Source organism: Exiguobacterium sp. s95 (genome assembly GCF_018618655.1).
GTDB classification, from domain to species: Bacteria; Bacillota; Bacilli; order Exiguobacteriales; family Exiguobacteriaceae; genus Exiguobacterium_A; species Exiguobacterium_A oxidotolerans.
On sequence record NZ_JACSMM010000008.1, the window covers coordinates 45,065 to 60,169 of the forward strand.

Sequence of the window (15,105 nt, forward strand, 5' to 3'; positions counted from 1 at the left end):
CCATGATTTACACACAGCATAGAAATACAGTCAAATGGATAGAAATGCTAGCTAGTATTTTACTTATCGGTTTCTTTGACTATATGTTTAGCCTTTCGGTCTCGAATTGGGCGATTGATCCGTTAATCTTTTATATTTTATTGTTTGCCCTCCGCTATGGTCTGCTCGGAGCGTTCGTCAGTTTCACGATGACGATGCTGTACCACCTGTTTTTCCTGTCGGTCGAAGGATCAGACATTCTCTTATTTTTATACGACCGGACGGAACTGAGCTGGATCATCTTCCACTTCCTCGTCGCGATGGTCTGCGGGATTTTCAGCACCTCGTTCCAGGAACGTTATTTATCGTTACGGCTCCGCCACGAAGAAGTCGTCGAAGAAAACAACCACTTGCTCGAGACGGTCGAAAAGCTCCGACTGTCGCAGTCGACAATGCAAAAGAAGGTCCTCGACTCGGATCATACATTAACGAAAATCTACCAAGTCGGACTCGAGCTCGACCAAACGGCGGCCGACATCGTCCGCGATCGCCTCGTCGATGTCTTGAAACGTTCGTTCAAGGCAGAGAATCTTGCCATCTATCACGTCGATGCGTCCAAACGGACGTTACGACTCCACGTCCGGTTCGGTGAGAAAGAGGTCTTGCCGCAAACACTATTCATCGATCCGTCGACCGGCATCTATCAACGGATGTTCAAGACGAATGCGATTTCAATCCGGACGATGGACGAGACGGACGTCCCGTTACTGATCGCACCAATCCGCTACGACGGGAAGATTCAGGAAGTTGTCGTCATTCAGGCGATCGACTTCAACCGCCTGACGAGTTACGAGATGAACATCATGCAGTTGATTCTCGACTGGACCGGGACACGAATCGAAAAAGCGTTAACGATGGAATGGAATGCGTCGCGTGGTGATTTGATTGAAGGGACACGGATTTATCAAATCGAGCCATTCAATAAAAAAGTCGCACTCCAACAACACCGAGCTGAACAGTACGATCAGCCGTACAGTACGGTCGTCTTGCCGGTCGAACAGGTCCGGCTGTCGTTGATTGAAATGGAATTAATCCTACGCCAGTCGATGCGGGAAATCGACATCATCGGCTATGACGAGACGAATCAAATGCTCCACTTCCTCTTACCGGGAACACCGCAAGAGAACGCTGAAGGATTCAAGCAACGGATTAAAGAGTTGTTCGCACGAAAAGGAGGGAATCTTGGATGATTTTCTTCGTCCTGTTATTTTTTCTGATTCATGCCGTCATCGTCTTTCTCGTCACGAAACTGATCACGGCACGGATGGACCTGGCACAGCGCGGTCTCGTCAAGTGGATCGCCCTGATCTGTTATTTCGTCCCGTTGCTCGGTGAACTGTTCGGTCTCGTCAGTTGGCTGATCGCAAGACGATACGCGTCAGACAAGACGTTGCTCGACTACGATGACTACATCGAGTTCGACGTCGTCAACCTGGAAGGACTGCAACAACAGGCGGCCGACAACATCGACTTGGTGCCGATGGGCGAAGCGATGGCGATGGACGCGAAGGAACGGAAACAATCGATCGTCCGCTTGACGACGACATCGATTGCCGACTCCGGGAAGTATCTCCAGTTCGGGCTCGACCATGCCGACTCGGAGACGGTCCACTACGCCGCGACGGTCCGCAATACGTTATATGACCGGTACGAAGCGACGATTAAAAGTCGCGAGGAACAACTTAATCCGGGGCATGTCACGACGTATTACCACTTGATTGACGCCTTCGAAGCCTTCATCGAAAGTGGACTGCTCGACGACAGCATGCAAAAACGGATCTTTGATCGGTTCGGATCGTATTTACAAGACATGCGGATTCAGTATCCGACGGACGCGACGTGCTTGAAGGCGTGCGGCAAGCTCGCACTCGCAAAAGGCGACGTCGCGGACGGACTCGGCTACTATGAACGCTTGATCATGCACTACCCGGAGCAAGCGGACGGCTACCTGCTGGCAATCGAATATCACTTCACGAGAGGGGACTGGACGAAGTTGGCCCCGCTCGTGACACAACTAAAAACACACGTCGCACCGGACGACATTCCGGACGACAAACGCTACATTTTGGACCGGCTGGAAGGAGTGGAACTATGAAAAAATCGATCACGACCTACGTCGTCGCCGTCTTCGCGATTCTGCTCGTCACGATCGGCGTCGTCCAGTTGTTACGTCTTGATTATGGACATCGCCTGATTCCGACCGAGGAGACGCAACAAAAGACGTTTCAGACGATGTCGGGCAAGGAGGGACAGATGGACGGAGAACCGTTACAAGTCTATATCCATCAGGATAAAGGCGAGCTCTCAAAAAGTGTCTTGACGAACTTTAAATATGCACTGAAGTACGCGAAAGTCCCGTATACGAATATCTCAATCAAAGAAATCGAGCAATTGGAGCCGTCCGAGCGGACAGTGCTTGTCCTGTCCGGCGAGCATTCGCGCGACTGGCCGTATGAGACGATTCGTCAATTCGTTGAAGACGGCGGACGACTCTATATCGCGGGACGTTTCATCAATCAAGACTGGGCGGAGCTCGTCGGGGTGAAACAGTTCGGTGATTTCAAAGACGGCATCAACGGGTTGACCTTCAAGGAAGAAATCTTCCCTGGTTTCGTCGATTTGCCTGACTCGTCAAACTTGTTCGCCCACAGTATTGCCGACGTCGAGCTGCTACCGCAAGCGGACGTCAAAATCACGGCGTCCGGTGAACCGATTCTTTGGACATCACCGTACGGCAAGGGAACAGTCCTGTTCTGGAACACGACATCGCTCGCTGAGAAAAACTCACGCGGTTTAATGCTCCAGACGTTATCGTTATTGTTCCCGTCATTCGTCAGTCAACAGGCGGCGATCAAAGTGACGCATCTTGATGACTTCCCGTCACCGGTCCCCGGGAATACGAACGCCGCAATCGAGAAGACTTATAACCGGACGATCAAGGAGTTCTTTAAAGAAATCTGGTGGCGTGACATGAAACGAATCGCCGACGAACAAGATGTTACCTATACCGGGTTCATCATCGGCAGCTATAAGAATACGACGGAAGAGACGACGGAAGACTTGTCGGAGAAAATCCGCACCCCGATGCTCAACTATGGGCGGGGTCTGCTGAAGATGGGTGGCGAAATCGGACTGCACGGCTTTAATCACCAGCCACTCGTCGTCGCCGGTGAGACGCTTGACCCGAACCTCGGTTATATCCCGTGGAACAACCGTGATCAAATGGAGGAAGCATTAAAGAAAGTCATCGGGACGCACGACTATTACTTCCCGAACGAGTCGATTCAAAGTTATGTCCCGCCGTCGAACATCATCAATGAGACCGGTTTGACAGCACTCAACAATGTCTTTAAAGACAAGTTGATCGTCGCCTCACTCTACTCGGGTGATCCCTCGATGGGTAGCTATATCCAGGAGTTCGGACCGGATCCTGTCCATCAAAATCTGTATAACTTCCCGCGTATTTCGAGCGGCTACAACGAAACGGCAAACGATACGTTCGTCATGGCGGACGCCATCGCGAACTTCGGAATGTTTACCCACTTCATCCACCCGGATGACGTGCTAGACGAAGACCGGTCGAAAGGGAAGGGCTGGGCAGAGATGGAGAAGACGATGGAAGAGATGTTCCGCGACGTCAAGACGATGTATCCGTACCTCGAGAGCTTGACCCAGTACGAAGCGTATGAAAAATACGTCCAGTACCAACAGTCGGACATCAACGTCACCTATACGGACAAGACGATTGAAATCAACGGGACGAACATGTTGAAGCCATCGGTCATGCTCGTCCGTGTCGCTCCGGGTCAACACCTCAAGACAGGGACGTTCGATTTCGGGACGGTCCGCGCGCTTGCAGGCGAGACGTTGTATCAAGTCACGTTGACGAAAGCAACGGTCACGCTACCGATCGAGGAGGGAACAGAATGAAGATTGGTTTAGTCGTCGAAGGCAGCTATCCCTACGTCAGCGGTGGTGTCGCGAGCTGGGTCCACATGGTGATCCAGCAGATGCCGATGCATCAGTTTGAAATCATCGCCATCACACCGACGCAACTGACGGAAGCGGATTATAAATACAACTTACCGGACAATGTGATGGGTGTGACGAACTTATCACTCGATCTCAAATACGACCGTCCGAAACCGAAGCACGTCCTGTCGGCAGAACAAGGGCGGTTGATTCAACAATGGATGACGTTCCAACACGTCGAAGCCCCGGTCTTCCCGATCTTCGAACAAGCGGTCGGGACGTCGGAGCACTTCTTCGCGAGCCGGCTCTTCTTCGAACTCGTCAAGACGAGTTATGAGACGGAAAAACAATCCGGCTCATTTATCGATTACCTCTGGATGTGGCGGAGTATGTATACGCCGGTCCTCGAGTTACTGCAGGCGGAGTTACCGCAAGTCGACTTGATTCACTCGGCGTCGACCGGATATGCCGGACTCGTCGCGAGTGCGATCAAACAACGCCAAGGCGTGCCGTACATCTTGACGGAGCACGGCATCTACTCGCGGGAGCGGGAAGAGGAACTGTTACAAGCGACGTGGATCCCGGTCGAATACCGGGCGCACTGGATTCGCTTCTTCCACCATTTGTCGGCGGAAGCTTATCAGGAAGCGGATGACGTCATCACGCTGTTCGACCGCAACGGTGAACTGCAACAGGAACTCGGGGCACCAGCGGCGAAGCTGCGGATCATCCCGAACGGTATCGATGCCGTCCGTCTGTCGAGTTTACCGGTCGTCGAGAAGGGACCAATCCTGAAGATTGGTGCCATCGTCCGCGTCGTCCCAATCAAGGACATCAAGACGATGATTCATGCGGCGAAGGTCCTGCAAGAGATGGACGTCGCGTTCGAGCTAACGATCATGGGACCGCTCGACGAGGACGAGGAATATGCGACCGAGTGCCAACAGTTGATCGAACAGTTCGAACTTGATCCGTATGTGACGCTCGCCGGCAAGGTCGACATCGCCGCCTACTTGCCGACGTTTGACGTCTGCTTGTTGACGAGCATCTCGGAAGGGCAACCGCTCGCCGTCCTCGAAGGCATGGCAGCCGGTGTCCCGTGGATCGTGACCGATGTCGGGGCTTGCTCGGAATTGATTAACGGACGCGAAGACGACCCTTACGGACCAGCCGGGTTCGTCGTCCCGCCGGTCAATCCCGGACGGATTGCCGAGCGCTGTGCCTGGTTCGCTACGCATCGTGCGGATGCGAAAAAACTCGGGGAGAACGGCAAGAAACGGGCCTTGAAATACTATCAGACACACCAGTTCATCGCCGAGTATGTGGCACTTTATGAAGAGAGGGGGCTGGCATATGGCGGGCATCGGGTTTAAGCTCCAAAAGCTGTTCCAGGAAGATTATTTTTCAGCACGTCTGAAGGCGTACGCCTTCGCAGGGCTCGTCACATCCGGTCCCTGGTTGATCGTCATCGTCACGATTGCCTTGACGCAGTGGTTGACGACATACTTATCGATCGCTTCGTTCGAGGAACGGACGACGTTCAACTTAACGATTTCTTACTGCTTCATCTTTTCGCAAGTCATCCTCGGGATTCAGCAGCTCGTCGTCACGCGCTACCTCGCCGATTGTTTTTATGAGAAGCGCTACAAGGAAATCTTCCCGACGTTCATCGGGATGACGAAGATGACGATCGCGATTGCCGCCGTCTTCTACGTGGTTTTCCTGACGTTCTCCGAGTTGCCGTTCCTGTCGAACTTGTTGATTTTGATTCTCTTTTTGACGATCAACCTGATTTGGGTGCAGTTCTTATTCCTGAGTGCGGCGAAGTTTTATCAAGCCGTCGCCTACAGCTTTTTAGGGGGGGCGGCAGTGTCGATCATCTCTGTCCTCTTGATCGACCGCTTCTTAATGCCGTACTTGACGGCACCGTTCGCGACGAGCATGGCGTTGACGGCAGGCTTTACGCTCGGGATGCTCGTGACGTTGTTCGGTCTGTTCACGGCGATGTTGTTGACGTTCCCGAACCGGGAGACGAAAGATCCGTTTAGTTACCTCAGTTACTTCGACCGGCATCCGGCATTGTTTTGGACGAGCTTCCTCTACAACATCGGCGTCTGGGTCAGCAACTGGGTGATTTGGTTCTCGGAAGGCGGAGCCGTCCATCTCGGGACGTTCCGGTATCACCCCGTCTACGATACGGCGATCTTCCTCTCGTACTTGACGGTCATCCCGACGATGACGATCTTCGTCATCTCCGTCGAGACCCGTTTCTATGAGCGCTACCGTGTCTTTTACGGTTACGTCAATGAGGGCGGGACGCTCCAGCAAATCAACAAGGCTAAGGGGGCGATGTTGCTGATCTTACGGCAAGAGCTCCAGCGGCTCGTCCGCAACCAGGGACTGTTCACGTTGTTCGTCCTGATTTTTGCCTCGACCTTGCTCAGTAGTCTCGCCTTGTCGAAGGAGACGATCAGCATCTTCCAGATGACGACGATCGGTGCTTTCTCGAACGCGATGGTCCTCGTCCTGACGCTGCTGTTGCTCTATTTCGAAGATCAGCGCGGTGCCTGTATCACGTCACTGCTGTTCTTCGCCGTCAACGGCGTCTTCGCGGTTGCGTTAGCACCGTTCGGATATGACGGATTCGGTCTGAGCTTCGCATTAGGGTCGACGGTGACATTCGCCTACGCCTTGATCCGCTTGATTCAGTACGTCAATGAGATCGATTACCATACGTTTTGCCGCTATGAGCCGCGCCAGCGGTCAACCCGCTTCACCCGCGTCGGGGAACGGTTGAACCGGCGCTCGGCCTAACAAAAAAAGCCTGAATCGAAGTAGCATCTCGCTACTCGGATTCAGGCTTTTTTGTGGACGGTCATCAGCGGCGGTTCATTTCACGCGGATAGCCTTCCGGGTTTTGTGACTGCCAGCGCCAAGCATCCTGGCACATGTCATATAACGTTTTTTCAGCTTTCCAGCCGAGGAGGCGTTCGGCTTTTGACGCATCCGCATAACAGGCGGCGACGTCACCCGGACGACGGTCGACGAACTTGCGTTTGACGTCGATGCCGGTCGCTGACTCGAACGTCGTCACTAAGTCGAGGACGCTTGAGCCGGTCCCTGTTCCTAAGTTGAACGCTTCGATACCTTGGTGCTTATACTCAAGTGCTTTGAGGTGTCCTTTTGCGAGATCGACGACGTGGATGTAATCGCGAATCCCGGTCCCGTCCGGCGTCTCGTAATCCTGTCCGTAGACACTGAGTTCATCCAAACGTCCGGCTGCGACTTGCGTGACGTACGGCATCAAGTTGTTCGGGATGCCGTTCGGGTCTTCCCCGATCAATCCACTGATATCGGCACCAATCGGATTGAAGTACCGTAACAGGGAAATCTCCCAGTCCGTGTCGGACGCCGCGACGTCTTCGAGCATCTGTTCAATCATCAATTTCGTCGCGCCGTACGGATTCGTCGTCGAGCGTGGCGCCGACTCGTCAATCGGTGTCGTTTCCGGCACACCGTAGACGGTCGCGGATGAACTGAAGACGAGTTTTTTGACGTTGTGTCGCGCCATGACCTCAAACAAGACGAGTGAACTGACGAGATTATTCTTATAGTACGACAGCGGTAAGGCGACAGACTCACCGACCGCTTTCAAACCGGCGAAGTGGATGACGGCTTCGATGTCATGCTGCGTAAAGATTTGTTCGAGCGCGTTCATGTCCATCACGTCGTTTTCATAAAACGTGACCGATCTTCCCGCGAGCTGCTCGATCCGGTCGAGGGCGATTTTCTGACTGTTGCTCAAGTTGTCGATGACGACGACTTCATATCCTGCTTGGAGCAGTTCAAGACACGTGTGGCTACCGATATAACCGGCGCCTCCTGTTACTAAGATTTCCATAAAGATTCTCCTTTTTGTTACAATTATTGGATAAGCATAGCATGACAAATGGATTTATTGTAGAGGTAAATATATGTATTGAATAGTAATACAGACTTATGCGACGGAAACATACACAGTTCTGTATTCCTTTTGCGAAAAAAGAAAACGGCTTGCTAGTACCCACAAATTCATCCTAACGTTTAAGTTGCGAAATAAGAATGTTAAGAAGATGAAAGGAATGCTAACAATGTCAGTAATCAAGCTTGAATACGTAATACGACGCCAATACGTTTTGCTTTTGTCCAGTCTTCAAATTCATGTAGTGATTGCCATTTTTTACTTTCCTTTAAATCGATCATCTGATCGGAGTCAATTGCAAAAAGTTCGTGAGCATGGAGGGGATCTGCTTCTGTCCATTTTCGATTGAATACATCATTCGCCATAGCGAGTGCTAATTCTACGACGGACATCGTATCGACGGTCAAACCGTGATTTTCGATGCGAAATGGTAAGATGTCGTCCGCTTGGCGTAATAATTTCTTAGCATTGAACAATTCGTCTGTTTTGGCTTCAATCGGTCCCTTTCCTCCTGTTAAGACGTAGTAGAAGAATTGATCATCATCCGATAACTCGACTAGTTGAATCGTATGATGCGGGAGAAGGATTCCAGTAGTATCTAGGAATTCTGCAGCCATATTCGTAATTTGCGTAGTCGATCCATAAAAGCGTTGGATGACTTCTCGAGCACCTACTCCAGATAGGGTGTAGACGGTTTGGTCTTTCCGATAAGTTTCTTCAAAAGGAACATAGCCAAAATTCTCGCGTAACGTATCATACATTAAATGTGTCGTTGGAGTAGGAATCATTTGAACTAATGTCTGATGCAATCTTTGATTGTCGGCTGGTAAGAACGTCCCCATTGGATAGTAACCTGCGTAGTTAAACAGTTTTTGATACTCAAGTCGTTCCGGTTCGAAGATTCTACTTTCTCTCAACATAAAATCACTCTCTTTCAAATATTTTTTGAATAACTTCGTTTTATTAGGCGTGAAGATTTATATGCAATGGGAGCGAATCATTCTTTCTTTACGATAATCGTACGAACGCGAGACATTCGTTCGACGATCTGCATTTCACGAAGAATGCTTTTTTATTGTTTAACGTGTTCATCGTTCTCATACAAATTGATAGCTTTTCGTACGGTAAGAGCACGCTTGTTACTCATATAGCCAATCATTTGGTTGATAGCATCGAGATGGAGATAATGTTCGGGAACGAGCTGTTGTTCTCTCAAGTATTTAGCTGCTTCGTTTCGGAGATGGCTGCGTTGCTTGAAGGTTGCTTCATTTCTCGCTATACGTTTCTTGATTAAGAATTGATTCAAAAAGTCTTTTCCCTTTAGCGTCACGAAAACGGTCGCAATAATAATTACCCACTGGATGAGTGAGGGATCGAACATCGCAAATAGGTAAGAAAATGGCGGGACACGAAGCAATATGGAGCAGATAACGTAGAACAGTGTACCGAGAATGATATTAAACACTTTTGATTTAAACACTTTATAGTTGATTAGATTCAGAACATAATTGTTGCATTCATTAAACGTCTCCATAACGGATTTAATATGCTTCATTTCATCTAACACGCTATTGCCTGTGAAGGTTTGCAGTGAAGTATTACTATCGATAAGGGGAGGAGAAGCAGTCTGTGGTTGTCTAATAGACATCAGTTGAGGGAATTTGGACGTAACCATATACAGACCTTTGATTATCAATAGACTGATGACGGTCGCAGGGGCGATTAACAAAATGATTCCTTGGACGTTCATTGTATAAGTGTATGTATATAGACCGTGCACCTCATCCTTCTTTAAAAAATTCACGAGCTGCGTAGTTATTTGAATGAGAATGATGATGACGACAAGAGAAGTACCTATCAATTCTCTGCGCTTCTCCATTAAAATCTCTTTGAATGTTGGAACATTTTTCAATTTTTTCATATGATGCCTCCTTGTTTAAGTACAATTCCATAGTGATATGATGAATGCTATGAGGCACCGTCATTTTTTTTCTTGTTTACATAATATACAATTAAAGGTATTATTTCAATTTATTAGATTTAATACTGCGGGATGTGGTTGATGTATAGAGTTCGTTAGATTTTAAATCAAACATAGAAAAAAGTGACAACCCTGGTCACGTATTTAAATTCCCAAGTCCGCTATCGGGCTTAAACGAAACGAATCGTACTTGATGCGCCTTTACAAGGACAGCGACGGGCGGACGCTCGATTACGGTTCTTACGTCATGTATACGATGATGCTTGACTATACCTTGTCGAAAAATCAGACCGACCGCGTCGAAAAGAAGGTCAAGCAAATCGTCCGGAAAATTCCGAAGAACTGGTCCGACTACAAAAAGGTCCGTTACATCAATAACTACATCGTCCGACATACGGCCTATAAGCTCAAGAGTAAGGAAAGTGCCTATACGCCGTATTCAATCCTGTTCAACCGCGAGGGCGTCTGTGAAGGCTATTCACTGACTGTGTATCTGCTGCTGCAGGCAGCTGATGTCGGTGTCCGGTATATCTCAGGTAAAGCAGGCGGTGGGTTACATGCGTGGAACCTCGTCAAGCTGAAAGGGAACTGGTACCACCTCGATACGACATGGAACGATCCCATCCCGAACCGTCCGGATGAAATCCAGGAAGGTTACCTGCTCGTCTCGGACGACACGTTACGGAAAGACCATAGCTGGAATGCCGAGAAGTATCCGAAGACACTGAAGGGGTATGTTTGAAAAATTGACCTAAATGATTAAATAACAGATTTTAATTTTCAATTTATTGTAAAATAAGTTAGGCGTCTAAGCGATGAGATTTGGAATGAGCATGTTAGGAGAAATCGAATTTCGGCTTATAAAAAAGTTGCAATATAGGATTGATTATTTCAATAATAATTAACTATTAATTCGATTTCGTTCTCTTATTTTTATAATCTAATCGATAAATTAGGAGGAAATATGAAGAGTTTGAGTAATAAAATTTTGAGAAGTGTAGTTACAACCGTACTAGCGACAAGCGAAAAAGTCTCACGTCATCGCCCCTTATCACCCTTAAATGGTTCTAATAACTTTACAATAGAGCCAGCTATAGGATCACTTGTATATTGTCAGCTATCTACTGCTGAGCATTCTGGTATTTATATCGGTGAAGGTAAAATCATCGAATTAACAGGTAAGGGGTATGTAAACTTAGTAACACCAAAAGGGTTTACTAATAATCTGTTCAGTACCGATAAAGATATTTTTATCCCGGTCAATCGTCAGACGCGTAAACCTATGGGTAACATCTCGACTGCAACTAGGGCAAAATTAAACACTTGGAGAAAGAGGGATTATAATGTACTAAAAGATAATTGCCACCAATTTTCAGTAGGTTGTATGACAGATAACTTTGAAAATGATTGTAATTATTTGGTTAATGCGAAACAAGAATATGCTAAAAATATTGGAATCGCCCAATCTGAAATTATTTGGACTAGATGGAAGTGGTATCTGAGCTGAATTATGTACGAGCTTACTAATTAATTAGAATAATATGTCCTAAAAAAAGCATATTTTAACCCATTGATAGATAAAAAGATAAGATACATAAATGAATAAAGATGTGACGTGTTTTTTGGCGAGCATACTTTAAGCGAATTTTAAAAAGTTTTGAAGATGCCATTTAGATAGGGTAATCTTATCTAATCTTAAACTAGGAAAACCCCTCCAATCTATGGGCAGCAATCTAGTTAGGTATGGTCTATCGCTCTAACAAAGGTAAATGGAAGAGTGATGATACAAATTTAAAGCGCACCAAGCTGTTAACGCTGCGAAGACTATGACAAATGTAGCAAAAATAGCTGACTCCGTACTCGCACTTGCCGGAGTATTGTCCGAGGTTGCGAACCATGTGAAAGAAGAAACTGAATTAAAAAAATACTAAATGTAAAAGATGAATGTTCAAATATGTTTGTTGCGCTCGGTAAAAAAAGGAAATGAATTCAAAAACAATTTAACCAGTATAACAACGAAATGTATAATTTCTTATTGACGAAGATTACTGAAGAACGACAAAAAGTAACAGAACGTTATTCATCATCATTTGATCTTCAAGTCCGTTCTAATCTTCAAATTGGAGAGTTGAATAAACTTCTCTCAAAGTTGAAATGATTTAAAGTATATAAACAGGGAATCCCTTTATTACCACAAATAGAGGAGGACCAACCATGACCCATTTCGACTATCTCGAGCAGTACCTTAGCACGCACGCGACGTATTCGGCGCTGACGATCAAAGCCTACCGCAGTGATTTACGGCAGCTGAAGAAGGCGTGTGGCGAGTGGTCGGTCAAGTCCCTCCAAACGTATTTTAATCACGTCATCGGACAGTATAAACCGGCGACGGCACTGCGGCGGTATCATGCGTTGATGGCACTCGGGAATGAACTCGTTCGAGTGAAACGACTTAAGGTCAATCCAATGAAACAAGTTCGACCGATCGTCCATCAACACGTCCGGCAACGCGACGGTTATCCGTTGCTTGCGGCAATCGATGTCATCCGGCAAATCAAGCATCCGACGTACCGCCTCTTTTTCGAACTCATCAGCCAAACGGGCCTCCGCTTCATGGAGGCCCGTTTGTTGTCGATCGAGGACATTCAGTTTACGACGGCGACGTTACTCGTCCGGCACGGCAAAGGACGCCGTTTGCGGACCGTGCCGCTCGGGAGCCGCTTAGCCGAAAAGTTAAAGGTGTTTATTGGAGACCGGATGACGGGGTATGTCTTTCGTTCCGTCCGCGGCAAGGCGATCCATGAACAAGGGGCACGGGATGCGTTACGGAACCAATCGCTCACCCGGTCGGGTCATGTACTCCGTCCGCATGATTTACGTGTCGGCTACGCGACCTACCTGTACCAGACGGCGGGCTGTAAGTTACTCGAGATTCAACGCCTGCTCGGACATGCCCGGTCGGAGACGACGGAAGGCTATATCTTGAGCCGGGAGACGAAACTCAGACAAGTCGTCGATGCCTTGTCGGCGTCAGACGGTTGATCGACGAACGGGCGACTTCAGCCGACGGCAAGATGTACTGTTGCGTCGTCTTCGCGTCACTGTGACCAAGCAATCGCATGACCGTCAGCAAGTCGGTCTGGTGTTCCCGATAAAGGGTCGTCGCGAACGTCACCCGGAGGTCGTGCGGACGTAACGTCCGGCCGAGCAACAACTCACTTGCTTGGCGCAATTGTTTCCGTGTCGTGTCAGGACGTAACCGTCGCCCATGATCGGTCAGGAACACGTACTCGCCGTCCGGTCGTTCCGTCTCAATGTACCGCAACAGGACGTCTGTCAATTCGTCGTTCAACGGGACGAAACGGGATTTGTCGCCTTTACCGTGGCGGACGAACAGGTGGCGCTCCGTAAAATCAAGATCGGCACACGTCAATTGGTGGGCTTCACTGAACCGGAGTCCGGTATGGAGCAGTAAAAAGTAAAACGCATACGTCGCTTCATCGGTCAGCGTGTCGATGACACGACGGGCATCCGGATAGCTGAAGGCTGTTCGCAGTTTCGGACTCGGACGAGCCGGTTTCTTAATCTGCTTGAGAGGATTTTTCGCAAGTGACCGCTCCGCGACGAGGGCATCGAACAAGGTCGCTAAGGCATGAATCCGCCGGGCGACGGTCGTCGGGGCATAGGTCGTGTGAAGCAGTGTGATGTATCTTCGGAGTGACGGAATATCGAGGGCCGTCGCATGACGACAGAGGTGGCGGACGTCCGAACGATAGGCTTTTTTGGTCAGGCGACTGTAGGTGGGGGAAGCCTCAATCAAGGCGAGTAAGCGGTCGAGGTAGAACGTCATCATAGGAGGATGCCTTCGACTTTCCGCTTCAAGTCTGACTTGAGGGAGCGCAGACGGGCGTCGGAGTAGCCGAGTGTTCCTTCCGTTCCAGCGATCATTGCCTGAAGGAAGGTGAATTCTTTCGGGGAGAGGGCGTGTTCGAGTTCGTTCAGCAAGTAAGGGAAGGAAACAGTTTGTTGACGAGGCAGTTCCGGCAGGGTTTCGACGGCGACTTCGGTCGTCAGTGTGCGAGTCCGTTTGGCGAGATAGTCGAGCATCGCGCCGCGCGCCCGAATGCGGACGAACGTGATTGATAATTCTTTGCCGGATTCGATGGATGTCCAGAGGCGGAGCAATGCTGCTTGTCGGCATTCATCGTGTTCGTTCGGGTGGATCGAGAGGCGGTGCAGGAGTGAATTGATCAGAGGGAGCCAGTGGTGTAAGGCTTCATTCATGGGAAGGATCCAATCTTTCGGATATGCATATCGAAGGGTATTCCGCGGTAGTTTTAGTATAAGTAGAGTTATCCTCTCTTTTCAAACCATCTTTTTTGAATCATGCCAACGGTTTTCTGAGCTTTCAAAAGCCGTTCGTCTCGTTTTCCAACTAAATATCGACGATTGACCGAGGCAAACCCTTGCCTTGTCGCGCGTCGCTTCAGGATAACTCTACTTATCCTCGGGGGTGTTCGAAAGAAAATTACTTTTTTGTTTTAGGAATAGGTCATTCGTAGGGGAAATTGTTATAAATATTTATCTCTTTCTACCTGATTTGAAATCGAAAATAAATTCTATAATAAAGAAAGTAATCAAACTGCATGATTTTTTAAAAGTTAATTAATCTTTTTCAATAAAAACCGACTTAGTAATTAAGCGAATATTCAGATAAATAAAATTGGTAAAATATTACGTTATTATAAGGTTGTTAACAACACACCGGTGATCGGCCGATGACCTACTCTAATTAAAAGGTGGTCATTCAACATGTTCAAGTTTAAAACAATCGCAGCAGGAGTCCTTGCGCTAGGTCTTCTTGCCTCTAACTCAACAGCATTCGCTTATTCAAGTTCTGGTCAAACGTTTACAAAGTCATGGGAAAAAAGTTCAACAGGTACAAACTGGGTCATTAATTACGGTTTCAATGACTTATTCATCAATGAAGATTACACACATACAAAACACATGACACGTTCACACATAGCACAAGTTGTGAATGGTAATGGTTCACATGCAGATAGTGATAAGGCTGGAAACTGGGCTGGCATTGAAGTAACACATAAGGGAAGTACGATTTACTATTACATCAAGTGAGTGAAAAAGTGGG

14 protein-coding genes are annotated in these 15,105 nt (G+C 48.2%); 9 read left to right on the forward strand and 5 right to left on the reverse strand.

Features of this window, described 5'->3' with window-relative positions; all coding sequences use genetic code 11:
- Positions 1 to 2: 2 nt before the first annotated feature.
- Genes KNP99_RS12185 through pelG form a run of 5 tightly spaced genes read left to right on the forward strand, consistent with a single transcriptional unit; the run spans position 3 to position 6,825 of the window.
- Positions 3 to 1,229, forward strand: a complete 1,227-nt coding sequence (locus tag KNP99_RS12185; RefSeq protein ID WP_215115797.1) for a hypothetical protein — start codon at positions 3 to 5, stop codon at positions 1,227 to 1,229.
- On the forward strand, positions 1,226 to 2,134 hold the full coding sequence (locus KNP99_RS12190) for a hypothetical protein (protein ID WP_215193277.1): 909 nt from the start codon (positions 1,226 to 1,228) through the stop codon (positions 2,132 to 2,134). Before KNP99_RS12185 ends, KNP99_RS12190 begins: the two co-directional genes overlap by 4 nt.
- Entirely contained in the window at positions 2,131 to 3,969 is a 1,839-nt protein-coding gene (locus tag KNP99_RS12195) for a DUF2194 domain-containing protein (protein WP_215193278.1), read from the forward strand. Before KNP99_RS12190 ends, KNP99_RS12195 begins: the two co-directional genes overlap by 4 nt.
- Complete coding sequence (pelF, locus tag KNP99_RS12200; protein ID WP_214769000.1) at positions 3,966 to 5,384, forward strand: GT4 family glycosyltransferase PelF; 1,419 nt, start codon at positions 3,966 to 3,968, stop codon at positions 5,382 to 5,384. Before KNP99_RS12195 ends, pelF begins: the two co-directional genes overlap by 4 nt.
- The gene (gene pelG / locus KNP99_RS12205; protein ID WP_215193279.1) at positions 5,365 to 6,825 is read left to right on the forward strand and encodes an exopolysaccharide Pel transporter PelG; all 1,461 of its coding nucleotides are present in this window, start codon (positions 5,365 to 5,367) and stop codon (positions 6,823 to 6,825) included. Before pelF ends, pelG begins: the two co-directional genes overlap by 20 nt.
- Positions 6,826 to 6,889: 64 nt before the next feature.
- On the opposite strand, the gene galE is transcribed toward pelG, so the two are convergent.
- The 3 genes from galE to KNP99_RS12220 form a co-directional block, all read right to left on the reverse strand.
- Positions 6,890 to 7,912 carry a UDP-glucose 4-epimerase GalE gene (gene galE / locus KNP99_RS12210; protein WP_215193280.1) on the reverse strand — a complete coding sequence of 341 codons (1,023 nt, stop codon included), beginning with the start codon at positions 7,910 to 7,912 and terminating at the stop codon, positions 6,890 to 6,892.
- 239 nt (positions 7,913 to 8,151) lie between these two features.
- Entirely contained in the window at positions 8,152 to 8,892 is a 741-nt protein-coding gene (locus KNP99_RS12215) for a hypothetical protein (protein WP_215193281.1), read from the reverse strand.
- A 152-nt stretch (positions 8,893 to 9,044) separates the two neighbouring features.
- Positions 9,045 to 9,893 carry a hypothetical protein gene (locus KNP99_RS12220; RefSeq protein ID WP_215193282.1) on the reverse strand — a complete coding sequence of 283 codons (849 nt, stop codon included), beginning with the start codon at positions 9,891 to 9,893 and terminating at the stop codon, positions 9,045 to 9,047.
- Positions 9,894 to 10,146: 253 nt separating this feature from the next.
- On the opposite strand from KNP99_RS12220, the gene KNP99_RS12225 reads away from it, so the two are divergent.
- The 3 genes from KNP99_RS12225 to KNP99_RS12235 all read left to right on the forward strand — a co-directional run bounded on the left by KNP99_RS12225 (position 10,147) and on the right by KNP99_RS12235 (position 12,995).
- Complete coding sequence (locus KNP99_RS12225; protein ID WP_215193283.1) at positions 10,147 to 10,695, forward strand: transglutaminase domain-containing protein; 549 nt, start codon at positions 10,147 to 10,149, stop codon at positions 10,693 to 10,695.
- Positions 10,696 to 10,917: 222 nt separating this feature from the next.
- Positions 10,918 to 11,460, forward strand: a complete 543-nt coding sequence (locus KNP99_RS12230; protein WP_215193284.1) for a lecithin retinol acyltransferase family protein — start codon at positions 10,918 to 10,920, stop codon at positions 11,458 to 11,460.
- A gap of 707 nt (positions 11,461 to 12,167) precedes the next feature.
- A complete protein-coding gene (locus KNP99_RS12235; protein WP_215193285.1) occupies positions 12,168 to 12,995 on the forward strand; it encodes a tyrosine-type recombinase/integrase in 828 nt (275 codons plus the stop codon).
- Here the strand turns inward: KNP99_RS12235 and KNP99_RS12240 are convergent.
- Both KNP99_RS12240 and KNP99_RS12245 read right to left on the reverse strand, forming a co-directional pair.
- Positions 12,955 to 13,806 carry a tyrosine-type recombinase/integrase gene (locus tag KNP99_RS12240; protein WP_088837911.1) on the reverse strand — a complete coding sequence of 284 codons (852 nt, stop codon included), beginning with the start codon at positions 13,804 to 13,806 and terminating at the stop codon, positions 12,955 to 12,957. The genes KNP99_RS12235 and KNP99_RS12240 overlap by 41 nt on opposite strands.
- Positions 13,803 to 14,237 (reverse strand): sigma factor, encoded by a 435-nt coding sequence (locus tag KNP99_RS12245; RefSeq protein ID WP_029331656.1) that lies wholly within the window; start codon positions 14,235 to 14,237, stop codon positions 13,803 to 13,805. Before KNP99_RS12245 ends, KNP99_RS12240 begins: the two co-directional genes overlap by 4 nt.
- Positions 14,238 to 14,765: 528 nt before the next feature.
- Between KNP99_RS12245 and KNP99_RS12250 the strand changes: the two genes are divergently transcribed.
- Positions 14,766 to 15,092 carry a mediterrocin family bacteriocin gene (locus tag KNP99_RS12250; protein ID WP_088837910.1) on the forward strand — a complete coding sequence of 109 codons (327 nt, stop codon included), beginning with the start codon at positions 14,766 to 14,768 and terminating at the stop codon, positions 15,090 to 15,092.
- Positions 15,093 to 15,105 lie beyond the last annotated feature (13 nt).